This is a genomic window from Geobacillus sp. G4 (genome assembly GCF_040327975.1).
GTDB classification, from domain to species: Bacteria; Bacillota; Bacilli; order Bacillales; family Anoxybacillaceae; genus Geobacillus; species Geobacillus thermoleovorans.
In genome coordinates this window covers 1-26,729 of record NZ_JBEPJY010000006.1, presented here as the reverse complement: position 1 = coordinate 26,729, position 26,729 = coordinate 1, and the positions used below count along the sequence as shown (strand labels likewise).

The following is a 26,729-nucleotide window of genomic DNA, read 5'->3' as shown; positions in this document are numbered from 1 at the left end:
CAATCTAAGAGCTCAACAGCAAATACTTGTTTTTGACGTGGACATCCAACTCGTCCGGCGCTCCGCCAAATACGACGGACCCTTTATTTAAAATGTAGACAAAATCAGCCAGCTCCAGCGCCATCGCTAAGTTTTGCTCGACCAAAAAGATCGTTAGCTCTTGTTGCTTCAACTGTCGAATGATTTCCGCCACCTTCCGCACCATGAGCGGTGACAATCCTTCTGACGGCTCATCAAGAAGCAGCACTTTCGGATTGGTCAGCAACGCCCTGCCGATCGAAAGCATTTGCTGCTCTCCGCCGCTTAAATCGCCGCCCATCGATGACTCCCTTTCCTTCAGACGCGGGAACATGGCGTAAATGTTCTCGAGCGTCCATCCGCCTTCCACCGGACGGTAGGTAGTCATTAAGTTTTCTCTCACGGTTAAATTCGGAAATACTCGTCTCCCTTGCGGAACGAGGGCAACCCCCAGCCGCGACACTTGAAAGCTCGCCTTATCCTGGATCTCGATCTGCTCCAAGACAATCTTCCCTGTCCGAGCCGGAACCATCCCCATAATCGAGTGAATCGCCGTCGTCTTTCCCATCCCGTTCCGGCCCAATAGAACGGTTACTTTTCCCCTTTCGACCGTTAATGAAACATTGTGAAGAATATGGCTATCTCCGTAAAAAGCATTTAAATTAGAAATATGAAGCACCAGCCGCCTTCTCCTTCCCGATATAAATTTCGTTGACCCGTTCGTCGCTTCGCACCTCTTCAGGGGCCCCGTCGATGAAAATGGAGCCGTTGTACAGCACAATCATCCGTTCTGCCAAGCCGAACACAACATCAAGATCGTGTTCAATCACCATCATCGTAATATCCTTTGGCAACTGCCGAAGCAGCTCGGCGATGTAGTTCGTTTCGGCTTGAGACATGCCCGCCGTCGGTTCATCAAGTAACAGCACGTCCGGCTCCATTGCAATGCCAAGCAAGATTTCCACTTGCCGCTGTTCGCCATACGACAACGTTTTCACCCGTTCATTGGCTATGTCCGCCAGCCCCCACGTTTGCAGCAAGTGCTCTGCCTCCTCAAACAGCGCCAGCAACCGGCGGGCGTTTCTCGGCTTGAACCAAATGTTGGCCATTCTCCGCTTTCGTTGCAACACTAACAGCAAGTTGTCAAGCACGGTCAGTTCATTCAATAAGTTGTTTTTCTGAAACGTGCGCACAATCCCCACTTGCGCCCTGCGGAAGTTCGGCATGCGGGTGATCTCCTTCCCTTTATAGTAAATCTTCCCGCCAGTCGGAAGGAGATCCCCTGTCAGCAAATTGAAAAACGTCGTTTTTCCCGCTCCATTCGGGCCGATGATCCCGATTCGCTCGCCCTTTTTCACGGTGAGGGAAACATGTTTAATAATTTGCAGCCCCCCAAAATGTTTGCTGATTCCCTCCACATACAAGATGACATCCTTTTCCGCTTCTTTCCTCATCACTGGTTCGCCTCTTTCTTCACCAATGCTTTGGCTTTTCGTGAAAACGATAGCCGATTCGCTGACGGCTTAGTCAACGCACGCTCGAAACCGACAATCCCTTGAGGAATAAACACGACAAAGAGGATGAAAATCACCCCGATGATCAACATCCACATCGTCGTATAAGAGCTGACGATCGTTTCGAGAACAACGATGAAAGCCGCTCCTAAAACGGGACCGATCATCGTTCCGGCGCCGCCGATCAGCACCATGATCAACACTGATCCGGACATCGTCCAATACACATCGTTTGGCGAAACAAACCCATTAAAAGTCGAGTATAAAGCGCCCGAAAGCCCGCCAATGGCCCCAGCAATGATAAAAGCAGCGTATTTATACAAGGTGGTGTTATACCCGATGGCTTTCATTCTCATCTCATTTTCCCGAATCCCTATCAACACATGGCCGAAAGGAGACTTGACCATCAAGCTTAGCACGGTATACATCACGATAAAGACAAGCAAAATGACATAATACAAAAAGACAGGATGAGAAAGGTCCAACGTTCCGAAAACCGGGCTCGGCAAACCGGATAGCCCGTTCGATCCGCCTGTTAATGTCGTCGATTGGTAGACGAACGAGTAAATCATTTGCGAAAACGCCAACGTGAGCATAAGGAAATAAAACCCATTGACCCTCACGCAAAACAGACCGATGATGGCTGCTGCGGCGGCGGTAATCAAAAGCGACGCCAACATCGTCAATAGAAACTGAGGCGACCACTCTTTAGACAACAAAGCGGATGCATACGCGCCGATCCCAAAAAAGGCCGCATGCCCCAATGACACAAGCCCCGTATAGCCAACAAGCACATTCAAACTAAGAGCAAAGATCGCCAAAATCAAAATTTCAGCGAGCAAATTCAAATAAAACAAAGAAAAGAAAAAGGGGGCAGCAACAAGCAAGAGAACCGAAGCCACACTGATGAACACTTGTTTATTCAATGTTTGACCACCTGCTTTCCGAGCAATCCATTCGGCTTGCAAATTAAAATCACCGCCATCAGTCCGAATACAAGAAACAAACTGAGCTCCGGCATAAGAAAGCGGCCGAACGTTTCAACGATTCCTACAACCAAGCTGGCGACAAACGTTCCAGCGATCGAACCGAGTCCGCCGACAACGAGCACGACCAAAGCCAAAATCAATGTCTGAAACTCCATGCTTGGGTATAAGCCAAGAATAGGCGAAGCGATCACCCCACCGCCCCCCGCCAAGTATCCGCCGGCAAAGAAAACGGCCGTAAACACGAGCTTGATATTTACCCCTAACGCGCTGATCATTTCCTTGTCGCTCAATCCGGCGCGAATGATCGCCCCCCAACGGGTTTTTTCTTGGACAAACCATAAGCAAAGCGCCAACACAACACCGGCGGCCACGACAAACAGCCGATATGCCGGAAATTCTTGATTAAATAAAGGCAGCGTTTCTGATAAAGGAGAAGGGAGGGGGATGGATAACACATCCGATCCCCATATCATCGATGTTACATCATGAATGACATATGCTAGTCCGAACGTCAACAGCACTTGCGATAAATGCCCTAAATGGTAGGTTGGCCGAAGCAAGATGAGTTCAATGGCGAGGGATAAGACTGCTACAACGAGCGGTGCAACAATTAAGGCGAGCCAAAAGTTTTCAAACCATTGCGAGGTCATTGTATAGGCGACATAGGCTCCAATCATATATAGGGAGCCGTGGGCGAGGTTCAACACCCCCAATATTCCAAACACTAAAGACAAGCCGCAAGTGATGACAAACAACAACATGCCATACGACACACCGTTGACAAGTTGAGCGGCAATGACGTCCATTTTTCTTCTCCCCCGTTCTATTGCCCAGGATCTTTCACCTTTTCGATTACCTCAATCACTTTGTTTTCTGTCTGGCCATTCACTTCTTCTGTTTCGATGATGTACATATTTTGAATGATATGATGGGTTTCTTTATCAAACTGAATCGGTCCCCGTGGGCTGACAAATTGCACGTTGGAAATCGCCTCAACTACTTTGTCAGGATTGGAAACATCGCCTCCGACAACTTTCAACGCCTCTGCGATGATTCTTGCCGCATCATAGCCTTCCAACGCTTCAATCGTCGGGCGTGCGTTATATTTTTTCTCAAACGCTTCGATAAACGCTTTATTTTCCTTTGTATCCAAATGGTAATCCCAGAAAATAGATGCGATCGCTCCGACTCCCGCATTGCCTTGCTGCTTGCGAACGTCCTCTGAAACAAGCCAGCCTGAACCAATTAATTTTTTCTCTTTTTTCAACCCGAATTGCTCGTATTGCTGAACAAATTTCACTGCGTCGCTTCCTGCAAAGAAGGCATAAACCGCATCCGCTTTGGCGTTTTTGATCGTCGTTAAATACGAGGAATAGTCATTGTTGCCTAAAGGCGGATACACTTCGCCGACCACTTTTCCGCCCGCTGCTGTATATGCTTCTTTAAACGCCGCGGACACCTCGCGTCCAAAGGCGTAATCGGCCGCTGTGATATATACGGTTTTTCCGACATGATCGTACGCCCATTGGCCCAGCGAATAGCCGATCTGCCAGGAAGAGAACGACGATCTCCAAATATAGTCGCTTCGCTTGCTTCTTGTTAGGTCATTTCCTCCAGCATGGGATACAAGAAACGGAACCTTTTTCTTGTCCACCTCATCCCGAATTGCATAAGCAACCGCCGTGCTCACTGTTCCCGTCAAAAGATCGACTTGATCTTGATCAATTAACTTTCTGGCCTTTCTGAGCCCCACTTGCGGATCGGCTTCTGAATCTTCGACAATGAGCCGAATATCCTTTCCAGTTGTTTTCCAACCGATGCTTTCAAAATAGAGTTCCATCCCCATTTGTAAATTTTTTCCTAAAGAGGCATAAACACCAGATAGAGGCAAAAGAACACCGATTTTGATCGTTCCTCCTTCCTTCGACGCTTTCTCGGTTTTTTTCGTTGTTGACTGGATGGCGCTATTGCCGCAGGCGGATAAAACAAGCAACAACATCGCCAGCACGATCAAGTAGAACTTTCTTTTCACCCAGGCCCCTCCTTGCAAATATTTTTTTGGTTTCTTAAAACGCTTTCATTTTTTTTGAATCGCTTCCTCCATTCACCCCCTATTTTAACTATTTAAAACTTATCAATATTTATAATATATATAAATTTTATAAAATTCAATATATTATTTCATCTTTAGTCAAAAAAACGTATAGGTAAAATAGCCTAGATGAGATTCAATTGTCTTTATAAATACAGATTCTTCGGAAAATATATATTTTATTTATTATGATTTCGCTATTTTTTCGTAATGTCATAATTTTAAAGATCTTTTCAAAAAATGCATGAGGAAGCAAGAGGCTGCTTAAAGCGGCCGGTTGGCCAGCTTTGTTTTCCGAAGCCAACGGTCATAAGAAACAAATGCCCCTGATTTCAACGCTCCTCGCTCCCATTTTCTCCGCCATAAAAAGAGCCTGGACGATCTTGTCTAATCGATCGCCCAGGCTTTCCTGCCGTCAAAACGGATATGGTCTCGATTTGTCCTCCACCTACACTTCCCTCACCGTCAAGCCGTTGAGACAAAACAAATCCGTTTGAGCAAACTATTTTAGTTTAGATGACGACAAACTGTCCATTAACACCCCCTAAGGGCCAATGGCCGCGCTCCAACACAGAAATAAGAGAAAGAAACGGATTTGTCTTCCACCCCTCCAGGTCGGATAACATCTCCCACGCACAAGCCATTCCGCCGATGTACATCATATACCCGACCGCAGTGGTCACAACATTGTTGCCGTACGGGCTCAATGCCGCAAAGATCGGATCAAAGCTATGTTGAAAAATCAAAGCCGGCACCTCATCGGCAAGCGCCAAAAGCGCCTCCAATCTTCCTGTTTGCTCAGCCTGCTGTTTCAATTGATCGGGAACATGCCGCAGCACTTTCCAAATGTCATCGTCTTCAAGGCGGAGCGCCCCAACGAATGAGGCGAGCTCTTCTTTAGCCAACCATCTGATCTCTAATCGGCGAATGCCGAAAAAATCGGCGAACTGGCGGAGCCTCTGTTCTACTTGCTCATCTCCCTGCTCGCCAAGCGAAGAAAGCCAATCGATCACCGCGAACCGTTCAAGCAGACGATGAATCGACGCATGCTCCGCCCCGACGGCTTCCGTATCGTTTGTCCCTTTGGCTGAAATCACGCTCATTTGGTTCCCCCCTCAGCTTGTTTAATTGCAGCTCCGAAGAACAACATTCAATCAGTTCGGTGCAATGACCACTATATTTTCTTGAACGAAACAGCACAAAAGGTTGCATTTCATGTCACACTTCCCCTGCAACTGTAGAGGGCACAGACACTTAGCCGCGCACCGCCTCCGGCTCAAACTCTCCGACAACCGTTTGATGGCCGTTGTTGTTCGGGTATGCTTCCTCACGCTGCAATCCGAGCTTTTCCATAATCGGCAAATCGTTGGCGCAGAACAGAAGCGCTTCTTCGTTCGATGTGTTCACATGCTCGTGCCAAGCCCAGTTCGGAATGACAAAATAGTCGCCTTTTGTCCAATGGAATCGAACACCGTTGATGACTGTATATCCTTCTCCTTTGAACACATGGTAAATTGCCGAATACGTATGGCGGTGCGCCTTTGAACGGTAGCCGACCGGCAGTTTTTGCATCCATGCACCGATGTTTGGGTTGGCCGTCTGGCCGTTCGATGGGTTAATGTACTCAACGGCGATGCCATCGTACGGATCGGGTTCAAAATCGCTGAGCCCCTCCAACGCCGCTTCGGTCTGCTTCCATTTATACAACCCAAGCGGAGCCACTTTTGATTTCCGGTCACCAATCGGCCGAACCATACCGCCGCGATACTTGCGCGCCGAGTAATCATCCGGAAGCGACGGCGGCTCAATACCATCCGGGTACGGTTCAAAGAACGTGCCGCCTGTCGAATAAATAAACGGGATATCTAAACAATCCATCCAGAACATCGGCTCCTCACCCGGGTGGCTATGGCCGTGCCATAATCCGCCTGGGGTGATAAGAAAATCGCCTTCTTCCATAAATAAACGTTCGCCTTGTACGATCGAATACGCCCCTTTTCCGTCTGTGATAAACCGCATCGCATTTTGCGTATGACGGTGGGACGGCGCCGTTTCCCCAGGCAAAATAAGCTGGACAGCCGCGTACAGTGTGTTGGTCGTTGACGCCCAACCCCACGGCTTACGCTGCTTAAGCCCCGGGTTTTGCAAGTAAATCGCCCGCCGCTCGCCGCCGCGCTCCGGCGTGAAAATTTGCGTCGCCTCCAAAAGCAATTTGCGGAGTGTTTCCCCTTTCCATAAGTACGGCACGGCTTCCGGCTTCGGCTCTTTATGCATCAAATCTGGAATCGCTTCCCAAAGCGGACCTAAATGGTATTGTTCAATTTTCTTCGTAAACTCTTTCACTTCTTTACTTTGAAAAAAAGGGTTTTTTTCCGCCACATGAATTTCCCCTTTCTCATTGTTTTGGTTGAGCGGCTTCATGTTTTCCTAAATTTCGTTCAATTTGCCGCAAATGGCCGGCCAAATGCTCGGTCAAAAAATGCTCGACTAAAAACGTCATCGGCTTGACGCCAAATTTCGGGTTTCGATGTGGGGCTTCAAGAGCCAACTGATCATCTCTCAACCGTTCCAGCTGTTCATCCGCAAATTTCGCTGCTTTCTTAATCCCATGGATGACGTCGCTGACAGTGCGGGCATCCGCCTGGCGAACCGCCGCCAGCCTCGCTTCATCATTGAGCCCCCGGCCCCACTCCCCGCCGCCGGCTTGAATGACGCGTACAAGCTCCCTTGTCCAATAGCCGATCACTTCTTCGACGTGGCAAAGAATTTCCATGATCGACCATTCATCGGCAGACGGCTTCCAGCGAATCACGTCCTCCGTCAATGAGCTGACTTTTTGGATGATCTTTTCTACTGTTTCTTTCATTTCTTGCCGATATTGCTTAATCAACGGCATGACGACTCCACCTCCACCTGACTTGACACAGCGGCAACGCGGTTTTCGAGCACGCCAATGCGCTCTACCTCAATACGCACGACATCACCATGTTGCAAAAAAACTTGCGGATTGCGGGCGACCCCTACACCGCCCGGAGTTCCTGTGCAAATGACATCTCCTGGTTCAAGCGTCATGATATGCGACAAAAACTCTACAAGATAATGAACGTTAAACACCAAATTTTTCGTATTCGACCGCTGCCGCTCTTCCCCATTAACACTCAATGAAATTTCGAGCGAATGTGGATCCGGAATTTCATCCTTCGTAACAAGCCACGGTCCCATCGGTGCGCTCCCATCAAGCGTTTTTCCTTGCAGCCATTGGATCGTCCGCCGCTGCAAATCCCTTGCTGTGACGTCGTTGACGATCGTATACCCAGCGACATATTCGAGCGCATCCGCCTGCTTGACATTCCGCGCCCGCTTGCCGATGACGAAGGCAAATTCCGCTTCGTAATCGAGCTGACTCGTGATCGGTGGCAATGGAATGTTATCTTCCGGACCGATGATCGTGTTGCTAAATTTGGCAAAGATGACGGGGTATTCCGGCAGTTCCCGTTTCATTTCCAAAATGTGTTCACGGTAATTGTGACCGACGCAAACAATTTTGTTTGGTTTTAATATCGGCGCTTCGATTTTGACGTTGGCCCGGTCGATCACCAGCCCGTTTTCCAAAGCAAATTCCACCGCCTTTTGCGCCTCTTCTAGACTTTTTTCCCCACCTTCGAGCAGCTCGATCGTATTGGGTGGAACAAGCGCCGCGGCGAGCTGTTCGGCACGCGGGCATCCCTTGGCTCGAAGCCGCGCTACATATGCTTGATGAAGGTCGATGACTTGATTATCCACAATGCATCCAGCACGCACCACATCACCTAATCGGTAGTTGATCATTTTCATCATGATCCCTCCTTGTATCTGATCATTGCCCCTTCTCTTTTCATCTTTTCGCGAAGCTCGGCTGGAATGGGAACAGCTTTCGGTCTGTCTCCGGCAAACGTCGTCCACACGCGCACTTCATATCCTTCAGCCACAAGCTGGTCTCCTCGGAAAAACTGATGGTGGATGCGAAACGATTTCTCCCGCAGCTCGACGATCGTGGACTTTACACAAACTTGGTCCTCAAAAAAGAGCGGGGCATGAAACTCGCATTTCGCTTCGACAATCGGCATCCCGATTCGCTCTTCTTGAAACAACTTCCACGTCGAACGCCCAAGGCTGGCGAAAAAGTGGTGGGATGCTTCATCCATCCACTTGTAAAAATTCGGATAAAAAACGATGCCGGCCGCATCCGTATCTCCCCAGCGGACTTGCAAATGATACTCCATTGCTTTCCCTCCTGCTCAATATTTCGTCGACAGCTGAGGCGGCCCCGATTTCGGCCCGTACGGCCCTTCATCAAGCCACTTGCCAAGACGCGGCAAAATCGGCGCCAATGAAGCCGCTACTTCCCGCTTCATATTGATCGCTGGATCCGTTCCTTGAATGTGCTCTAACGCAATCCCCGCACAATCGCGGTTGTATCTCGCCGCAATCAGGCGCTCATTCGCAGCGGCCGCAATGGCTGTTTTCGCTTCTTCGCGCGTGTTGGCCTGCAGCGCCGTCTGAATCGCCTTGGCCGCCATAATCGCATCCGGCACACCGGAGTTCATGCCGCGGGCCCCGAACGGAGCGAACAAATGCGCAGCCTCGCCGGCCAACAGCACACGGTGATGGCGGTCGGTGAACGACTTGGCGACAACTTGGAAGAAGCGATACGTCGACACCCAGGTAATGCGGTCGGCATATTTTTCCGGCATCACTTTCGGCAGCCATTGCTTCACGCCTTCCACACTGCCGAACTGCTCCGGATCATCGCCGTCAAGCAATTGCAAATCAATGCGCCATCCGCCAGCAAACGGCACAAAGAGAACGTTGCGCCCATCCACAGCCGGATGTTGATAATGAAACACCCGTTCAAGCGGCAGCGGATCGTTTTCATCTTCTTTGACATCAACAACAACAAAGTAGTCTTTCGTCCGCGGCCCTTCCATTTCGATGCCGACCGACTGGCGGACTGTCGAACGGGCCCCGTCGGCAGCGATCAAATAGTCGCACGCCCAGCGCTCGCCCGATTGGGTGATGACAACAACACCTTCCTCATCCGTTTTGACATCGACAACCGGCGTCTCCCAGACAAACTCGACTCCCGCCTCAAGGCAAGCTTGGTACAAAAATTTTTCCGCCTCGACTTGCGGCAAGCTTGTAAACGGCGGAAGCACGTTCGGATCAGGAGCCGGATACCGCTTCATATACACTTCCTTGCCGCGGAACAACGTACGCTTGATCGGCCATACGACGCCGTGTTCGGCAAATGTCTTCCCTAACCCGGGAAAAATGTCTTCTAAGTGTTGCAACGTCGCCTTATGGAAGTAGATCGCCCGGCTTCCCGGACGGAGGCGGTCTTTTGGTTCCGCTTCCAATATGGTCGCTGGAAGCCCAAAATGGCAGAGCGCCAACGCCGCGGTTAATCCGATCGGCCCGGCTCCGACAACGAGAACTGGACGCCGTTGAACGTTTGATTGGTTCATCACTCTTCTCCTTTCCGTTTTCATATCATCTATTTTGTTTAGCTCACTTGTTGTGGGCGGTTGCGCTCGTCAATGATTCGTTTGGCTTTCATTGAGAAACGGGGCAACGATCCCGGCGCGACCCGCTCGACATCGATTCGGATGCCAATCCGTTCTCTGAGACGGTCGGCTAAACGCCGCCCGACATCCTCTTCCGACTCGATTTGCACTTTCACTTGATTCATTTCGTGCTCCGTGTAATAGACGATGCGAAACTCTTTAATTTCCGCAAATTCTCTCACAATCATCTCAATCGACGATGGGAAAATGTTGACGCCGCGGACGACGACCATGTCATCAACCCGTCCAATAATGCCGCCCGGCAAAAAGCGATACGGATTGCCGCAAGCGCACGGCGATGACGAACAAAGCACGATGTCTCTCGTCCGGTAGCGAATGAGCGGATAACCGTAACGACTGAAGTTCGTGAGCACGAGCTCCCCCCTCTCCCCTTCCTTCACTGGCTGCAATGTTTCCGGATCAATAATTTCTGCCAAAAATTGCGCCTCGTTAATATGAAGTCCGTTGCGTGCCGAACAGGAGTAGCCGTACGCTCCCATCTCCGTCATCCCCGCATGATCGTACACAGACGCTCCCCATCGCGTTTCAATTTGCTCTCGCGTTGACGGCACCGACCCGCCCGGCTCTCCGGCCGTAATGATGGCTCTGATCGGCGTCGAGGGCAAATCGATGCCTATTTCCTCGGCCACCTCGGCTAAATGAAGGGCGTAACTCGGCGTGCAAAGCAATACGGTCGCCCGGTTTTCGATCATGCTATACAGCCGCTCTTTCGACGATTGGCCGCCCCCTGGAATGACAAGCGTCCCCATTTTTTTCGCTGCTTCATAGGCGGACCAAAAACCGATAAACGGTCCAAATGAAAACGCCAAAAACAGACGATCGCGGTTTGTCACCCCGCTTGATTTCAGCACTTCAACCCAACAGTCTCGCCACCAGTTCCAGCTTTCTTCCGTATCCAAAATTTTGAGCGGCTTGCCGGAAGTGCCGGATGTTTGGTGATAGCGGACGTAGCTCGTTTCCGGGTAGCAATGATTGCGGCCAAAAGGCGGACAAAGCTGTTGGTCTTGCACGAGCTCTTCTTTCGTCGTAAACGGCAGCTTTCGAAAGTCGTCCATTGTCCGGATTGGCAAACAAAGGCCACGGAGCTTTTCCTTGTAAAAATCGTTAAACTGAGTGACAAAGATAAGCAACTCATTGATTTTGTGCAGCTGATACTGTTCCAAGCTCAGCTCCATCTCTCGAACTGACAAAACCATTCTGTTTTTCATCCCCTCTTTCCGTTTTTTTATTAATCACATTTACAATATTTAAAACGTTCTGAAATTTATGTTATACTATCATTGTCCCGCATAAAAGTTTAGTATTCCTCTATGTGAAACAAAACAAAAAATTGCAGCGCTTTTGAAAGCGATTTCTTATCGATCGAAAGGAGGAAAGGGAATAATGGAAACACGCAAAGAGCGAACACCTTTTTCTTCGTTGGAAAACGCCTTGCGGTTGCTGCAACTGTTTTCGATGGATGAAACGGAACTTGGCATCGCCGACATTTCCGAGAGACTACATATCAGCAAAAGCGCCGTCCACCGGCTGCTGCAAACATTAAAAAGCGAAGGATTTGTCAAAAAAGACGCGAAAACCAATCTTTATTCCCTCGGCACTTCCCTGTTGGCGATGAGAAAAATCATCCATTCCCGGTTTCCGATTTGCCAGATTGCCCTTCCTTTCTTGCAAGAGCTCGTCTCGTTATCTGGGGAAAGCGCCCATATTGCCACACTTTACGGTGCTGACGTCATCTATTTGCACAAAGTAGAGTGCGATCACCCGATTCGTCTTCTTTCTTACGTCGGCAAAAAAAACCCGGCGTTTTGCACCAGCACCGGTCAAGCCATTCTCGCTTATCAGCCGAGGGAAACGATCGACCGCATCATCGCTCGCGGACTTCCTTCGTTTACACCAAGAACCATCACCTCGCCGTCCATGCTGCTGGAAAAATTAGCGCAAGTACGGCAGCAAGGCTATGCCATCAGCAAAGAAGAGCTTCATGAAGGGGTGACATCGATCAGCGCCCCGATCCGCCACCGCAATGGGGAGGTGCGCTATTCTGTTTCGATCGCCGGGCCGATCCAGCGCATCAACGACCGCTCCCTCCCCCATCTCGTGCAACTTGTGGTAAAAACAGCTCACGCCATTTCCGCCAAACTATGACAACGCCAGCCGCTCCCTTGCTGCTTTTTCAAGCGCGGCAGCAAGGATGCGATAAAAACAAAAGGAGGCACCTCACATGAAAAAAATGGTTGACACGCTCTCATCCGTCAAAAACGGACTTCGCGTTTTGCGCCTATTTTCTGCTGAAACGCCTGAACTGGGCGTCACCGAGATGGCCAAACAACTTGGGCTGCACAAAACGACCGTTCATCGGCTGGTTACTGTATTGGAAAAAGAAGGATTCCTTGAACAAAACAAAAAAACCCGCAAATACCGTCTCGGCCTTTCCGTTTTGCATTTAAGCGGAGTCGTTGACTTGCATACGGAAATGTTCAAAGATGCCGTCCCGATCTTGGAGGCTTTGATGGAGGAGGCCAATGAAGCGGTGCACTTATCGGTGTTGGAGGACGACCGAATCGTCTATTTGTATAAAATTGAATGCCCGCACCCAGTGCGGCTGCTCTCCTACATTGGCCGAAGCAACCCGTGCACGTGCACAAGCTCTGGGAAAGTCATTCTTGCTTTCAGCCCTCAAACGACGGTCGAAAACGTCATCCGCCATGGGCTGCCAAAATACGGGCCGAACTCGGTGACCGACCGCAATGAATTGATCAGCCAGCTAGCCGCCATCCGCCGACAAGGCTACGCCGTTTGCATCGATGAACTTCATGAAGGAGCGACAAGCATCGCTGCTCCGATCCGCGACTATTCTGGCGAGGTGGTCGCTGCCGTCAGCATCGTCGGGCCGAATCAGCGCATCACCCGGGCGAACATTCCCTGGCTGGTCAATCTAGCTTGTCAAGCAGCCCGCGACATCTCGGCGCTGCTTGGGTATTACGGATAGAGTTGCTCCACGTACCTTCCCTGCCAAACCGGATACAGCCATCACCAAAAAAGACGATAGTTTGTTATTCGTCTCAAACAGGGGCAATGACATTGACTTCCGACGATTGCATTCGAGAAAAGGTGTCCCGAAGTTTGTGGGGCACCTTTTATCTCACATTTCGCACCTTGAATAAACATTTAAAACAAGTCTAATATGAATAAAAATTAATTATTTTACAATATTTGCATAAAAATTGTTTTTCCACGAATTTTTTGACCATTTTTGTATATCATACAAAGATTTAGAAATATGAGTGTTATGATAATGATCGGGTTGCGTATGGCGCGAAAATTCTTTGGCTTTCCATGTATACGAATTCGACATCACCGGTAGAAATCTCCCCGGCTGAAAAAAGCCTGGAAGATCCGACTGAACCGATCTCCCAGGCTTTTCTCTATTAAAATGGATACGTTCTTGCCTTCGTCTGCACGGACACCCATTTCACCGTCGTAAATTCATCGACCACCCATGGATTTCCAAAGCGGCCTAGGCCGCTTGCTTTATTGCCGCCAAACGGAATGTTCGGAGCGTCATTGACCGTTTGATCGTTAATATGCGTCATGCCACTGTCAATTTGCAACGCCCACTCTTTTCCTTTTTCAACATCACTTGTAAAAATGGCGGAACTGAGCCCGTATTCCGTTTGGTTGGCAATGGTGATCGCTTCCTTGTCTGTTTTCGCCTTAATCACCACAGCGATGGGGGCAAACAACTCTGTTTGGGCGAGCTTGCTCGCCGGATCGACATCGACAAACACATATGGGGTCAACACATTGCCGATCCGTTTTCCTTCCAAGGCCATTCGGATTCCTTCTCGTTTTGCTTCTTCGATCATTTGCAGCGCCTTTTGCATTTGCTTTTCATTAATGATCGGTCCGATCACAGTGCTTGGGTCACGCGGGTCGCCGCACGGAAGCGCAGCCGCTCTTTGCACGAACTTCTCAACAAATTCGTCATACTTGCTCTCGTGGACGATGATGCGGTTGATGATCATGCAAATTTGCCCTTGATGGATGAACTTTCCAAAAACCGCTGCGTTAACCGCTTGATCTACGTCGGCGTCAGATAAAACGACAAATGGGCTGTTTCCTCCTAATTCCAACGCCACTCGTTTTAACTGTCTGCCGGCGATCTCACCAATTCGTCTGCCCACCGCCGTCGACCCGGTGAAGCTGATGAGCCGTGGATGCGGGTTGGTCAACATCTCATCGCCAATCTCATCAATGTCTGTTAACAAAACGTTCAATACCCCTTTCGGCAGCCCGGCATACTCAAACGCCCGGGCGATCACCACTCCCCCGACAAGCCCGACTTGAATATCAGGTTTATGCACGACAGTGTTGCCCAGAGCGATCGCCGGCACAATCGTGCGCAGTGATAAATTTAACGGAAAGTTGAATGGGGAAATGGAAGCAATGACTCCCAATGGCAATCGGTAGATGTAGTTGACTTTCCCTTCTATATTAGAAGGCACCTCTCTCACAGCCCCAACTTCATCGACATAATGCAGAGCCTCTTCTAAAAGCTCGAGCGCCAAATGAAACTCTACATTCGCCTTCAGTAAGGTGCCTCCTGTTTCGCGGACAATCAAATCGACGATCTCCTCACGGTTTGCCTGCAAATATTCCATCGCTTTGTGCAATACTTCTTTTCGTTGAGCAGCTGAGGAGCGCCCCCACTCCTTTTGCGCTTCGCTCGCCGCTTCAAACGCGCAGTGAAGCTGTTTGACAGTGGCCAACGGTACAGAAGCGATAACCGATCGATCATATGGATTCAAAATGTCATAGGTGCGACCGCTTTCGCCTTCCACCCATTCTCCATTAATATAACTTTTGTTCCATTGTTCGTACTGTTCCATTTTCTCCCACTCCTTTGCAAATAAACTATATATCTAACTTGAAACTCCCAAATATTTATGCTGAATGCCTTCATTGGCCATCAATTCGTCCGGCGAACCGCTCCATACGATTTTTCCTTTATTCATGATTAAGATTTCGTCCGCTGCCTTGCAGGCAAGGGCGATGTTTTGTTCTACAATTAAAATCGACAACCCCGCCTCTTTCAACTGAACGATAATCTCCCCAATCTGGTCAATAATGACCGGAGCGAGCCCTTCAGACGGTTCATCCATTAACAAAAACTCCGGGTTTGTCATGAGCGCGCGCCCGATGGCCAGCATTTGCTGCTGACCGCCTGATAACTGTGTGCCGAAATTGTTCTCCCGCTCCTTTAAGACGGGAAACAGCTCGTAAATTTTCTCGAGATCCCAGTTGATGCCTCCATCGTCCGCTTTTCTTTTTCGCGCCGGCATCGTCAAGTTTTCTTTTACCGTCAGCGACGGAAAAATTCTTCTTCCCTGCGGCACTAAACCGATGCCGAGGCGGGAGATTTGGTGGGGGGGAAGCGATTCAAGCGACCGGTTTTTAAACCGGATGCTTCCCCGTTTCGCTTTATGCAGCCCGGCAACCGTATGAATCGTCGTCGTTTTTCCCGCCCCATTCCGTCCAAGCAGCGCGACGCATTTTCCCTTCAGAACGGAAAAGGTCACTCCTTGAAGAATGTAGCTCGTTCCGTAATACGAATGGACATCTTGGAGCTCAAGCATGTTTTTTCGCCCCTCCCCCGAAGTAAATTTCCTTGACCACCTCATTGTTTCTGACCTCGTCTGGCGATCCGCTTAAGATGACCTCCCCATGATGTAGAACGGTGATGCGGTCCGCAATGGCAAAGACAACATCCATATCATGTTCCACGACAACTAGCGCGACAGAGCTAGGAAGTTTTTGAATCATTTCTGATGTTTGCGCAGTTTCCGCTGGGGACATCCCGGACGTCGGTTCATCGAGCAAAAGAATCTTCGGATTGCTCGCCATCGCCAACAACACTTCAAGCAACCGTTGCTCCCCATACGAAAGATGTTTCACCTTCACATGACGGCGGTTGGAAATTTCCCACTGTTCCAAAATATCATTTGTTTCCTTGCGTATGTCGGTCCGGCTGATCAATGGCGAAAAAATGTCGTATCGATACGGTTTTTTCGCTGCGAGCGCCAAATGAATATTTTCTTCCACCGTCAAGTCGCCAAATAAGTTGTTTTTTTGAAACGTCCGCGACATTCCTAAATGGGCAAGGTGATGGGCGGGGAGCTTGTTGATCTCTTTTCCGTCCAAATACACAGCGCCGGAGTCAATAGGCAGGATATTTGTTATGCAATGGAAAAGCGTCGTTTTCCCTGCACCATTTGGTCCGATGATGACATGGCGCTCCCCGGGATTCACCTCCAAAGAAACGTCGCGCAGCACTTGCAGCGTTTTAAATGACTTGCTAATGTTTTCCACTCTAAGCAAGCTCAATGGACGGCCTCTCCTTTCTTTACCGGCTGTTGCGAGACTGCCTCACCGGTCCGTTTGCGCGCAACAAGAAGGCTCTTCCCATGTTGCAGCCAATGAATAAGCCCTCCTTTTCCGGCAAGAACAAGAGCGACAAGCAATGCTCCCATGACCATCGGCCAACGTTCGGTGTACGTGCTCATAAAATTTTGCAAGTAAATAAAGACGCTGGCACCGAGCGCCGGTCCAAGCAACGTGCCGACTCCGCCGATAATCACCATCACCATCACCTGTCCAGAAAACATCCAACCAGACAAATCAGGCGAAACAAATACGTTAAAATATGCATAAAGCGCACCAGCCAACCCTGCCAACGCTCCGGACAATGTATAAGCAAGCAGTTTATAAACCCGGACGTTATAGCCAAGGGCGCTCATCCGCGCTTCATTTTCCATAATGCCTTTCGTAATCTTTCCCGCCGGCGATTCAACAAATAAACGTAAGAGGATATAGGAAATAATAAAAGCGATACCCATGACGTAATAAAAGCCGTTTGGAGACACAATCTCCCCGAAACCAAAATTCAAGATGGCGGAAACGGACATCCCATCTGCCCCGCCCGTCCACGGCTTCAGTTGCCAAAACAAAACATACAACAATTGTCCAAAAGCGAGGGTAATCATCAAAAAGTAAAACTTGGACGTACGGATAAACACAGCGCCGGTGACTAAGGCGATAATCCCGGAAATGACAACGGACAACAGAAGCAGCAAGTATGTGTTCGCTACATGCTGACCAATGACCGCAACCGTATAAGCGCCGATGCCAAAAAAACCGGCATGCCCAAGCGACACCATTCCCGCATAGCCCATGATCAACCCAAGGCTCATCGCAAAAATGGCCATAATATAGATCTCCGTCGCCAAGTTGATCCCGAAATCTGACAAAACAAGCGGCATAGCGAAAACGAGAGCGATCAGCAGCACAACGCCGAGCAGCAGCTTTTTCACTCTATGCCACCTCTCTTCCAAACAATCCTTGCGGACGGATGATAAGGACAATCATCATGATGAGAAACACCGTCAACATTGATAAAGACGGGAACCATACCTTTCCGAGTGTTTCAATCACTCCAATGGCAATCGCACCAATAAATGAGCCCTTCCATGAACCTAAACCGCCGATGACGACGACAATAAGGGATGTGACGAGTATTTCGCTGTCCATTCCCGTATACATGCCGATCAACGGCCCGCCCAATACACCGCTCAATCCTGCCAATGCCGCCCCGAACGCGAATACTCCGGTGAAGACGAGCCCAACATTAATGCCGAGGGCGCCAACCATAGCACGATCGTCTACGCCTGCCCGAATGATCGCCCCTATGCGCGTTTTTGTTTCCAAATACCATAGCAACAAAGCCAGTAGACAGCCGACAAAAACAACAAACAGTCGGTAAACCGGAAACGCCGTGCTCCCAATCGACAAAGATCCACTTAGCAAGTCTGGAGCTGGAAGCGTATGCATTTCCGTCCCCCATATCCACTTGACAGCATCAGCAATCATAAAGCTCAGCCCAAAGGTTAACAATACTTGTTCAAGCTCTTTTCCGTATACATGCTTAATCAGCCATTTTTCCAATGCCAGCCCTAATACAGCCGTCAAAAGAACCGCTAGAAGCAAAGCAGTCCAGAAGTTCAGCTCATCATTGATAAAAGTAAACGCAATATAAGTGCCAACCATAAACAGCGTTCCATGGGCAAGATTCACGACATTCATCACGCCAAGAATGATAGTCAACCCAGCAGCAATCATAAAATAGAGCATCCCATAGGCCAGCCCTGTCAACAGTTGCGCCAGAAAGATAGACAATCGTCATCCCCTGCCTTCCTTTAGTTCATATAGATGGCTAATAAATTTTCTATATTCGTGTTTATAAGGGGAGGCGGCACCGCCCCCTCTCCTCTGTTCCTAATTTTCATTCAAACGGCGACGTGTCGGGCATCGTCACCTTTTCCACTGTCTCGATAACTTCAGGCACGATCGCCCCATCCTTGAGCGTATTTTTGGAAATATAGAAGTTTTGGATCGGATTGTTCGTCGCCGGGTCGATCGTAATCGGTCCGCGCGGGCTGTCGAAAGAAATGCCTTTGAGCGCTTTGATCAAGTCTTCGGAACGAAGGCTTCCGGCTTCTGTGATCGCTTTATCAAGCACCGCGGCCGCATCGTACCCTTCCACAGAGAAAACATTAGGAAGCTTTCCATATTTCGCTTTGTATGCTTCGACAAATTGCTTATTCAATTCATTGTCCAAATACGGCGAATAGTTGATGCCGGTAATAATGCCTTCAGCCGCTTCGCCGGTCGGCTGGGTGATTAATTCATCGCCAAATTCCAAAGAGCCGGCCAACGCAATTTTCCCTTTCAATCCAAACTCTTTATATTGAGTGACAAAGCGAATCCCATCGCTGCCGGTAAAGAAGGCGTAAATCAAATCCGGTTTCTCGGCCGCCGCTTCTTGCAAATACGGGGCGAAATCGTTCGTGTTCAACTTCGGATAAATTTCTTTCACCACTTTTCCACCTGCCGCTTCAAAGGCAGCCTTAAACGCCCTCAGCACTTCTTTTCCAGCAGGATAGTCCGGAGCAAGGATGACGGCTTTTTTACCAACTTGTTCTGCTAAATATTTAGCGGCATTGCTGCCGTTTTGCCAGTTTGAGAATGAAACGCGGTATACGTAATCGCTCTTTTTGCCCCATGAGAGATCGTCGCCGGCGGCGTTGGCGTCGATCAACACTTTGTTATCTTTTTCGACCTCATCGCGCAATGCATAAGCAACGGCAGAAGAAATCGGTCCTACCAGAAGATCCACCTTTTGAGCGTGAACCAATTGTCGATATTTGCGCAGCGCCACTTGCGGGTTCGCCTCATCATCTTCCACTTTGATTTCGACTTTTTTTCCGCCAAGCGTGCCGTTATGTTGATCCAAATACAGTTGAAAACCGTTGAGGATTCCCTCGGACAAAGGCGCAAACGTACCGGTTTGGGAAAGAATAAAACCGATTTTGACCGATCCCCCAGAACCTCCTCCTTTGTCATCCGAACCGGATCCGCTCGATGTGCTGCTTTGCGCGCATCCCGTTGTCATGAGCAGGGCGGCCATCGCCATCACCCCCGCTGCCCGTTTCCAAATCCCTTTCGTTTTCCTCATTCTTCTCGCCCCCTTTGTTATTAAAGCGTTTTCATTTTTTTGTCAAATGAATAGATTGCAATCAAAAAATCGGAATCCCTCCCTAGCGCATGCCACGTAATATATTGTAAATATTTAAAAGATTACAACTATTATATTAATGCAAAAGTTGTTGCATATAAAAGCGCTGTACTCCTCTATATGAAACAAAATGAGTTTGTTTTTTCAGTAGAAAACCTAATGAAGCTACTTTCACGAGTGCTGTGCAGTCTGTTGAGGAATGTACAACATCTTGTACTGAGCAGGAGCAGGTTCAAACGTCATCACCACATTCCCGCTGCCGGATGATTGACCATACCCATAATAACGGCTTTGATAGTTTTCTTGAATGACACCGAGCAAGGCGGCCAGGTGGCGCCCTCCGGATTCAACACCCGCTGCACGCGCATACTGTGGAAGCATGTTCCAGGCGTCTTGCACATTATTGCTTTGTAAGTATTGCAAAAATTCCCGATCCAACGCCTGCTCGGCCAATGTCGGCAGCGCCTCGGGCCGGCGGACGAGATTATGCGCCAGCGCACCGCTACATACAAACATCGTCTTTTTCTTGCTTTCGCGCAGCACTTTGCCGATTACTTGCCCCCATGTGTACGTTTCTTCCAAGTTCGCCGCCCACGTCACCGATAGGCTGATGACGGCGATGTCCTCATTCGGCGCTAAATAGCGGAGCGGAACGACCGTCCCGTAATCCCAAATGTAGGTCGGGTCATTGACTTCAACGACCCGAAGCCCGGCTTCTTTCCCCGCCTTTACAAGTTGTTTGCCAAGCTCTTCATCCCCTGGATAATCGTAAGGGACATCGGCAATCAAATCAGGACATTCTACAGCAGTCAATACCCCCTTATGTCTTGGAGTGGCATCGACAAAATGGTCGAAGCTTGACATCCAATGGCAAGAAATCAAAACAAGGGTATCCGGTTTGACTTGCTCGATGATTTTCGCCACTTCGTGCATCCCTTTGACGAGTTCATGTTGAAACTCAGGAGTTCGATCCTCAAAACACATTCTCGGCGTATGCGGCACAAGCATGGCTAATTCCAAACTCATCGTGATTTTTCCCCCTCTTCATTTTCGTTGTTTATCTGACATTGAGATGCCGGCGACACCCCAATGAGATTTCGGCACTTCTGACACGATCACCCGCACGTTTTCCTTTGGCGAGCCTAAAACAGCGCTGATTGTACCGGTTACTTCGCGAATCACTTCTTTAATCTTTTCTTCCGGCCTTCCTTCGAGCAGATGAATATGAACAATCGGCATGCGGCTCATCCTTTCATCAATCTGTCGATCGGAACGAAACCGTTCCTAATTGGTCAAACTGGGCAAACACAACATCCCCTGCCACAAAACGGACAGCTTCCGTCATCGCTCCGGCTAAAATGATTTCCCCCGCTTTCAATCCTTTTCCTTTTCTGGACAACATGTTGGCCAGCATTGCAATCGCGTTGGCCGGATGCCCCAACACCGCCGCACCAGCGCCGAACGCCTTCGCTTCACCGTTGATCGATAAACTCACTCCAAGCAAGTCGAGTTCAAGGGAGACGGGAGGAACGAGGCGGCTTCCGAATACGACTCTAGATGAGGAAGCGTTGTCGGCAATCACATCCGGCAAGGCAAACTCGAAGTTAGCATAGCGGCTATCGATAATTTCCAGCGCTGGGATGATATACTCCGTTGCCGCTAAAATGTCCGTCGCGTCAATATTCGGCCCTTGGACATCCTCTTTTAAAATGAAGGCGATTTCCGCTTCCACCTTCGGATGGATCAGTTCGTTCATGGCCACCGTCCCTCCGTTAGGGACGACCATATAATCGAACACATACCCGTAGATCGGCTCGTTCACCCCCATTTGCGCCATTTTCGCGGCGCTCGTCAATCCCATTTTCGGGCCGATGATCCGATAGCCGTTCTCCCGTTTCATCGCCACGAGCCGCTCTTGAATAGCGTACGCCTCCTCGACCGTCATATTCGGATATTGGGCGGTCAGGCGAACAATCTCTCGTCTCTCCCGTTCCGCCCTCTGAAGCTCCATAACGAGTTTCTCGTAATCAAGGGCACTCATCACCATTTTCCCTCCTCGACAGCAGCCTTTTGGCGCACCATTTCAGCGGCGACGTCGACGATCATATCTTCTTGACCGCCGACAATCTTTCGTCGGCCAAGTTCGATTAAAATGTCGCGAGCATCGAGACCAAACATTTGGGCGGTGCGTTGCGCGTGAAGAAGGAAGCTTGAATAGACGCCGGCATATCCGAGTGTCAAACTGTCACGCGTAATCTCCTGAGCTTTTGGCAAGATCGGCGCCACAAGCTGCTCGGCTAAATCCATCATTTTATACAAATCAATGCCGGTCGGAATGCCCATCCGATCCAACACCGCGACAAGCACTTCCGTCTGCGTGTTGCCAGCGCCAGCCCCCAGGCAGCGAACACTGCCGTCAACGCGCGTCGCTCCTTCCTCAATCGCGGCCAATGTATTGGCCATCGCCAATGATAAATTGTTATGAGCGTGAAAACCGACTTCAATTTCAAGGCCTTCCCTTAATGCACGAACGCGCTCTTTCACTTCATGCGGCAAGAGAGCACCGGCTGAATCGACGACATAGACGACGTCCGCCCCGTAGCTTTCCATAAGCTGCGCTTGATGAACAAGCACCTCCACAGGCGCCATATGCGCCATCATTAAAAACCCGACCGTTTCCATACCAAGCTCTTTTGCCGCGGCAATATGCTGGGCCGAAATATCCGCTTCCGTCACATGGGTCGCGATGCGTGCCATTTTTGCTCCTAAGCGGGCGGCCTGTTTCAATTCCTTGACCGTCCCGATGCCTGGAAGAAGAAGCACCGCAATTTTGGCCTGTCGGCAAACCGCCACAGCTGTTTCAATCAGCTCAAATTCATCGGTCCGCGACAAGCCATACTGCAGCGAAGATCCCCCCAAACCGTCTCCATGTGACACTTCAATATACGGAACGTTCGCTTCATCGATCGCTTTGGCGATCGTGGCCACTTGTTTTGTTGTATATTGGTGGGCGATGGCATGGCTGCCGTCGCGCAATGCCACTTCTGTAATGGTAATGGCTCGCTTCATCGTTTCCCCTCCTCAGCCAACAACTTCGACAATCGATGTTTCGCCACTTCCTCCGCCACTTTCACCGCAGCGGCGGTCATAATATCCAAGTTTCCAGCGTACTTCGGCAAATAATCACCCGCTCCTTCCACTTCAACCATGACCGTCACCTTATTTCCTTCAATGATCGGACTCGTGCGCAACCGATAGCCGGGAACGTACGAGCGGATCGTTTCTACCATTTCCTCGATCGAGTCGCAAATTTCTCGCGCCGCTGCTTTCTTCCCTTCGACAAGTGCGTATATTGTGTTTCTCATCAAAATGGGCGGTTCAGCCGGGTTGAGAATAATGATGGCTTTTCCACGCTTCGCCCCGCCGATTTTTTCGAGCCCTCGAGCAGTCGTTTCCGTAAATTCATCAATGTTCGCTCTTGTCCCCGGCCCTGCACTTTTGCTTGAAATCGTCGCGACAATTTCAGCGTAAGCAACCGGCTGCACGCGCCCAATGGCGTGGACAATCGGAATCGTCGCCTGTCCACCGCATGTGATGAAGTTAATGTTGGTCTCTTCCAAATGTTCAGTTAAGTTGACAGGCGGTACAACAAACGGTCCAACGGCCGCCGGTGTCAAATCAAAGACGACCTTCCCGGCCCGCTTCAACAGTTTGGCATGACGGATGTGCGCTTTCGCGGACGTCGCGTCGAAGACGAAATCAGCCCATTCTGGATGCTCCAAAAACGCTTGGATGCCGCTGTCAATGACGCGATACCCTCTCTCTTTCGCTAGACGCAGCCCTTCCGATTGAGGATCGATCCCAATTACTGTCGTCAACTGCAACACATCCGAACGCTCGAGTTTCAACATCAAGTCAGTACCGATGTTCCCAGAACCAAGAATTGCTACATTGATTTTCCCCACGGTTTTTCCTCCCTTGCCTATGGCGCAAACTCGACCCGTACTTCCCCCAAATGGGCAAAGCGGGCGAAAAACACGTCGCCAGGCTCGGCGCTCACCGCTGCCGATAAGGCTCCGGATAAGATCACTTCTCCTGCTTTCAACTCTTTTCCATATTCATAGAGCTTGTTTGCCAACCAAGCAACGCAAAACGCGGGATGTCCGAGCGCTGCGGCCCCAACGCCCGTATTGGCCAGCTTTCCATTTCGATAAAGCGCCATGCCGATTTGCCCAATATCAACAGCATGAACAGGCAACCTATTTTCCCCTAAAACGTAAAGTCCCGATGAAGCGTTATCGGCGATTGTATCTTCAAGACGGATGTTCCAATCGGCAATGCGACTGTCAACGATCTCCAGCGCCGGAACGATATAATCCGTCGCCAGCAGCACGTCAATGACAGTCACGCGCGGGCCAACTAAGTCACGTTTTAAGACAAACGCAATTTCTGCTTCCACCTTTGGCTGCAGCACCCGCTCCCACGAAACAACCCCGCCGTTTTCCACCGCCATATCATCAAGCAAATGGCCGTAATCCGGTTGGTCAACCCCAAGCAGCTGCTGCATCGCCTTAGAGGTCAATCCGATTTTCTTGCCGACAATCCGGCGCCCTTCCTTTACTTTTTGTTTGATCGTCCGCAATTGAATTTGATAGGCGTCATACACGGTCAGCGCCAAATCGAGTGTCGTCAAGGGAGAGAGAGGACGTCTCTCCCTCTCAGCAGCCAGCAGCAACTCGGCGCAATCATCCCACTTCTTCACCGTCATCACCTCTTTCGTCCACCACAGCTAAAGCTTAATGCAAATGTTCGTCAATTCTGTATAAAACTCAAAGCTATGCATGCCGCCTTCACGCCCGATGCCGCTTTGTTTCATGCCGCCAAACGGTGTGCGCAAATCACGTAAAAACCACGTATTGACCCAAACGATTCCGGCTTCAATGCGTGCCGCCACCCGGTGCGCCCGACGCAAATCGTTCGTCCAAATCGTCGCGCTCAATCCGTAGTGGGTGTCGTTCGCTTGGGCGATCACTTCCTCTTCTTCGTCAAACGGCATGACCGTCACGACCGGTCCGAACACTTCTTCGCGGACGATGCGGCAATTTCGGTTGACACCGACAATAATCGTCGGTTCAAGATAATATCCTTGATCCAAGCCATCCGGCCGTTTTCCACCGGTTAAAATACGACCGCCTTCCTCCTTCGCCAGCTCGATGTAGCTCATCACCCGTTCGTAATGCTCTTGGCTGATGAGCGCGCCGACATCGGTTTTCGGGTCAAACGGATCGCCGACAACGAGTTCTTTCGTTTTCGCCACAAACTTTTGCAAAAATTGTTCATAAATCGGCCGCTCTACATAAATTCTTGACCCGCAGAGACACACTTCCCCTTGGTTCATAAAACTCGATTTCAACGTCGTTTCGATCGCTTCGTCCAAATCCGCATCGGCGAAAATGATGTTCGGATTTTTCCCGCCCAACTCGTAAGACAGCTTTTTCAATGATTTCGCCGCCGCCGCCATAATGACTTTTCCAGTTGTTGTCTCTCCAGTGAACGTAATGGCGTCAACATCCGGGTGCTCAGTCAACGCCGCCCCTGCCGAATCCGGACCGAATCCATGGACAACATTCACAACGCCATCCGGCACCCCGGCTTCTTTGCAAATTTCGGCCAATACAGTTGCGGTGAGCGGCGTCCATTCCGCCGGCTTGATGACGGCCGTGTTCCCGGCTGCCAAACATGGGGCGAGCTTCCACGTCAACAACAGCAACGGCAAATTCCACGGATTGATCAGCCCGACGACCCCGACCGGTCGGCGGATCGAATAGTTGATGGCCACCTCATCCGTCTGATACGCTTCCGTGCCGACCGATCGCAAGTAGTCGGCGAAAAAGTGGAAGTTATACGCTGCCCGCGGAATATCCAACGTGAGGGAGAGAGAGTATGGCTTCCCCGTATCGAGCGACTCGAGGCGGGCCAGTTCCTCTTTGCGCTCTAAAATGAGATGACCGATACGGCGCAAAACCGCGATCCGCTCCCCAGTCGTCATCCGCTTCCACGGTCCGCTAAGCGCCCTTTTTGCGGCGGCCACCGCCAAGTCAATCTCTTCTTTCCCCCCTTCACAGACGGTGCCGATCACTTCCCCCGTAGCGGGATTAATGTTTTGAAACATCTTGCCGCTTTGTGAAGGCAAAAACCGCCCGTTGATGAAATGTTGGCAGTCAAATGCCTTCACTTTCTCGCTGGCTACCACTTCTGTTTTCATTCATCATTTCCTCCTTCATCAAGTCTGCAGAAATCGAAAAATTAGAAACTGTAGATGAGCATTTTTCATTACAATAATTTCCATGGTTAGAGAGACAAACAGGGTACCCCTTACGCGATACGGAGCTGTTTTTTGATCACATCAATGGGAATATCTTGCTTCGCAGCGTCATAAATGAACTCGACGACGCTGTGGTCTTTCCGCGACCGAAGAAGCTCCAGCCCGGTGGAGAGGTTTTGTCGGGATTCGGCGATGCTGTACACGCAGGCCAACAGCACCACCGCCCAATACCGTTTCACCGCCCGAATGTGGCGAACGCGGTATCCATCCAGCTTCAGTTGATCTTTCGCCTGCCGGAAAAAGCACTCGATCGTCCAGCGCTGGGCGTAGTAACGCAAGATGTCTTCGTCCCCGAGTTCCCGGTCGGTGCTCAAGATGCAATGAAGATGTTCCGGCGCCATCGGCTGATCCGCCTTCCAAGCCAGCAGCACCACCGCGTCATCGAGGCCATGGATGGCCCCCTCATAGCGATACACGCGATAACGCTCCTGCCCCACCGTGACGAGGCGGGTGTCTTTGGACTCGATATAGCGGGC

General features: G+C 50.1%; 28 protein-coding genes. 2 read left to right on the top strand and 26 right to left on the bottom strand.

Annotated features, from left to right (window positions below):
- Positions 1–4 precede the first annotated feature (4 nt).
- From ABS784_RS08860 to ABS784_RS08805, 12 genes are all read right to left on the bottom strand, one after another.
- On the bottom strand, positions 5–697 hold the full coding sequence (locus tag ABS784_RS08860) for an ABC transporter ATP-binding protein (RefSeq protein ID WP_352512190.1): 693 nt from the start codon (positions 695–697) through the stop codon (positions 5–7).
- Positions 681–1,472 (bottom strand): ABC transporter ATP-binding protein, encoded by a 792-nt coding sequence (locus ABS784_RS08855; protein ID WP_020279832.1) that lies wholly within the window; start codon positions 1,470–1,472, stop codon positions 681–683. Before ABS784_RS08855 ends, ABS784_RS08860 begins: the two co-directional genes overlap by 17 nt.
- Complete coding sequence (locus ABS784_RS08850; protein ID WP_318538799.1) at positions 1,472–2,458, bottom strand: branched-chain amino acid ABC transporter permease; 987 nt, start codon at positions 2,456–2,458, stop codon at positions 1,472–1,474. Before ABS784_RS08850 ends, ABS784_RS08855 begins: the two co-directional genes overlap by 1 nt.
- Positions 2,455–3,327 carry a branched-chain amino acid ABC transporter permease gene (locus tag ABS784_RS08845; RefSeq protein WP_020279834.1) on the bottom strand — a complete coding sequence of 291 codons (873 nt, stop codon included), beginning with the start codon at positions 3,325–3,327 and terminating at the stop codon, positions 2,455–2,457. Before ABS784_RS08845 ends, ABS784_RS08850 begins: the two co-directional genes overlap by 4 nt.
- A gap of 17 nt (positions 3,328–3,344) precedes the next feature.
- Positions 3,345–4,553 carry an ABC transporter substrate-binding protein gene (locus tag ABS784_RS08840; protein WP_352512188.1) on the bottom strand — a complete coding sequence of 403 codons (1,209 nt, stop codon included), beginning with the start codon at positions 4,551–4,553 and terminating at the stop codon, positions 3,345–3,347.
- 572 nt (positions 4,554–5,125) lie between these two features.
- Complete coding sequence (locus ABS784_RS08835; RefSeq protein ID WP_081639191.1) at positions 5,126–5,716, bottom strand: hypothetical protein; 591 nt, start codon at positions 5,714–5,716, stop codon at positions 5,126–5,128.
- Between the two features lie 151 nt (positions 5,717–5,867).
- Entirely contained in the window at positions 5,868–6,992 is a 1,125-nt protein-coding gene (locus ABS784_RS08830; RefSeq protein WP_033012920.1) for a cupin domain-containing protein, read from the bottom strand.
- 16 nt (positions 6,993–7,008) lie between these two features.
- Positions 7,009–7,509, bottom strand: coding sequence for a DinB family protein (locus tag ABS784_RS08825; protein ID WP_020279838.1), 501 nt, complete (start codon positions 7,507–7,509; stop codon positions 7,009–7,011).
- Positions 7,500–8,447, bottom strand: a complete 948-nt coding sequence (locus ABS784_RS08820; RefSeq protein WP_033012916.1) for a fumarylacetoacetate hydrolase family protein — start codon at positions 8,445–8,447, stop codon at positions 7,500–7,502. Before ABS784_RS08820 ends, ABS784_RS08825 begins: the two co-directional genes overlap by 10 nt.
- Positions 8,447–8,875, bottom strand: a complete 429-nt coding sequence (locus ABS784_RS08815; RefSeq protein ID WP_352512185.1) for an acyl-CoA thioesterase — start codon at positions 8,873–8,875, stop codon at positions 8,447–8,449. Before ABS784_RS08815 ends, ABS784_RS08820 begins: the two co-directional genes overlap by 1 nt.
- Before the next feature lie 15 nt (positions 8,876–8,890).
- Complete coding sequence (locus tag ABS784_RS08810; protein WP_352512183.1) at positions 8,891–10,117, bottom strand: FAD-dependent oxidoreductase; 1,227 nt, start codon at positions 10,115–10,117, stop codon at positions 8,891–8,893.
- A gap of 38 nt (positions 10,118–10,155) precedes the next feature.
- Positions 10,156–11,433, bottom strand: a complete 1,278-nt coding sequence (locus ABS784_RS08805) for a phenylacetate--CoA ligase family protein (RefSeq protein WP_352512181.1) — start codon at positions 11,431–11,433, stop codon at positions 10,156–10,158.
- A gap of 187 nt (positions 11,434–11,620) precedes the next feature.
- Between ABS784_RS08805 and ABS784_RS08800 the strand changes: the two genes are divergently transcribed.
- Together ABS784_RS08800 and ABS784_RS08795 are read left to right on the top strand one after the other, a co-directional pair.
- A complete protein-coding gene (locus tag ABS784_RS08800; RefSeq protein WP_044737190.1) occupies positions 11,621–12,382 on the top strand; it encodes an IclR family transcriptional regulator in 762 nt (253 codons plus the stop codon).
- Positions 12,383–12,458: 76 nt separating this feature from the next.
- A complete protein-coding gene (locus ABS784_RS08795; RefSeq protein WP_044737191.1) occupies positions 12,459–13,226 on the top strand; it encodes an IclR family transcriptional regulator in 768 nt (255 codons plus the stop codon).
- A gap of 439 nt (positions 13,227–13,665) precedes the next feature.
- On the opposite strand, the gene ABS784_RS08790 is transcribed toward ABS784_RS08795, so the two are convergent.
- The 14 genes from ABS784_RS08790 to ABS784_RS08725 form a co-directional block, all read right to left on the bottom strand.
- Complete coding sequence (locus tag ABS784_RS08790) at positions 13,666–15,126, bottom strand: aldehyde dehydrogenase family protein (protein WP_066227602.1); 1,461 nt, start codon at positions 15,124–15,126, stop codon at positions 13,666–13,668.
- A gap of 33 nt (positions 15,127–15,159) precedes the next feature.
- Complete coding sequence (locus ABS784_RS08785; RefSeq protein WP_352512178.1) at positions 15,160–15,873, bottom strand: ABC transporter ATP-binding protein; 714 nt, start codon at positions 15,871–15,873, stop codon at positions 15,160–15,162.
- Positions 15,866–16,621 carry an ABC transporter ATP-binding protein gene (locus ABS784_RS08780; protein ID WP_033012879.1) on the bottom strand — a complete coding sequence of 252 codons (756 nt, stop codon included), beginning with the start codon at positions 16,619–16,621 and terminating at the stop codon, positions 15,866–15,868. Before ABS784_RS08780 ends, ABS784_RS08785 begins: the two co-directional genes overlap by 8 nt.
- Positions 16,618–17,607: a branched-chain amino acid ABC transporter permease gene (locus tag ABS784_RS08775; RefSeq protein WP_020279801.1), complete on the bottom strand. Its 990-nt coding sequence runs from the start codon at positions 17,605–17,607 to the stop codon at positions 16,618–16,620. The genes ABS784_RS08780 and ABS784_RS08775 overlap by 4 nt, the downstream gene beginning before the upstream one ends.
- 1 nt (position 17,608) lies before the next feature.
- A complete protein-coding gene (locus tag ABS784_RS08770) occupies positions 17,609–18,469 on the bottom strand; it encodes a branched-chain amino acid ABC transporter permease (RefSeq protein WP_033012881.1) in 861 nt (286 codons plus the stop codon).
- A 106-nt stretch (positions 18,470–18,575) separates the two neighbouring features.
- The gene (locus ABS784_RS08765; protein ID WP_352512175.1) at positions 18,576–19,808 is read right to left on the bottom strand and encodes an ABC transporter substrate-binding protein; all 1,233 of its coding nucleotides are present in this window, start codon (positions 19,806–19,808) and stop codon (positions 18,576–18,578) included.
- A 231-nt stretch (positions 19,809–20,039) separates the two neighbouring features.
- Positions 20,040–20,894: a DODA-type extradiol aromatic ring-opening family dioxygenase gene (locus tag ABS784_RS08760; protein ID WP_033012882.1), complete on the bottom strand. Its 855-nt coding sequence runs from the start codon at positions 20,892–20,894 to the stop codon at positions 20,040–20,042.
- Between the two features lie 18 nt (positions 20,895–20,912).
- Positions 20,913–21,116 carry a 4-oxalocrotonate tautomerase gene (locus tag ABS784_RS08755; RefSeq protein ID WP_223811951.1) on the bottom strand — a complete coding sequence of 68 codons (204 nt, stop codon included), beginning with the start codon at positions 21,114–21,116 and terminating at the stop codon, positions 20,913–20,915.
- Positions 21,117–21,123: 7 nt separating this feature from the next.
- Complete coding sequence (locus ABS784_RS08750; RefSeq protein WP_033012887.1) at positions 21,124–21,909, bottom strand: 2-keto-4-pentenoate hydratase; 786 nt, start codon at positions 21,907–21,909, stop codon at positions 21,124–21,126.
- Positions 21,909–22,937 (bottom strand): 4-hydroxy-2-oxovalerate aldolase, encoded by a 1,029-nt coding sequence (dmpG, locus tag ABS784_RS08745; protein ID WP_020279807.1) that lies wholly within the window; start codon positions 22,935–22,937, stop codon positions 21,909–21,911. The genes ABS784_RS08750 and dmpG overlap by 1 nt, the downstream gene beginning before the upstream one ends.
- Positions 22,934–23,833 (bottom strand): acetaldehyde dehydrogenase (acetylating), encoded by a 900-nt coding sequence (locus ABS784_RS08740; RefSeq protein ID WP_131873565.1) that lies wholly within the window; start codon positions 23,831–23,833, stop codon positions 22,934–22,936. The genes dmpG and ABS784_RS08740 overlap by 4 nt, the downstream gene beginning before the upstream one ends.
- A 17-nt stretch (positions 23,834–23,850) precedes the next feature.
- On the bottom strand, positions 23,851–24,636 hold the full coding sequence (locus ABS784_RS08735; RefSeq protein ID WP_352512349.1) for a 2-keto-4-pentenoate hydratase: 786 nt from the start codon (positions 24,634–24,636) through the stop codon (positions 23,851–23,853).
- Between the two features lie 21 nt (positions 24,637–24,657).
- Positions 24,658–26,133, bottom strand: coding sequence for a 2-hydroxymuconic semialdehyde dehydrogenase (locus tag ABS784_RS08730; RefSeq protein WP_352512172.1), 1,476 nt, complete (start codon positions 26,131–26,133; stop codon positions 24,658–24,660).
- Positions 26,134–26,243: 110 nt separating this feature from the next.
- A partial coding sequence (locus tag ABS784_RS08725; RefSeq protein ID WP_328004481.1) for a transposase occupies positions 26,244–26,729 on the bottom strand: 486 nt, incomplete at its 5' end.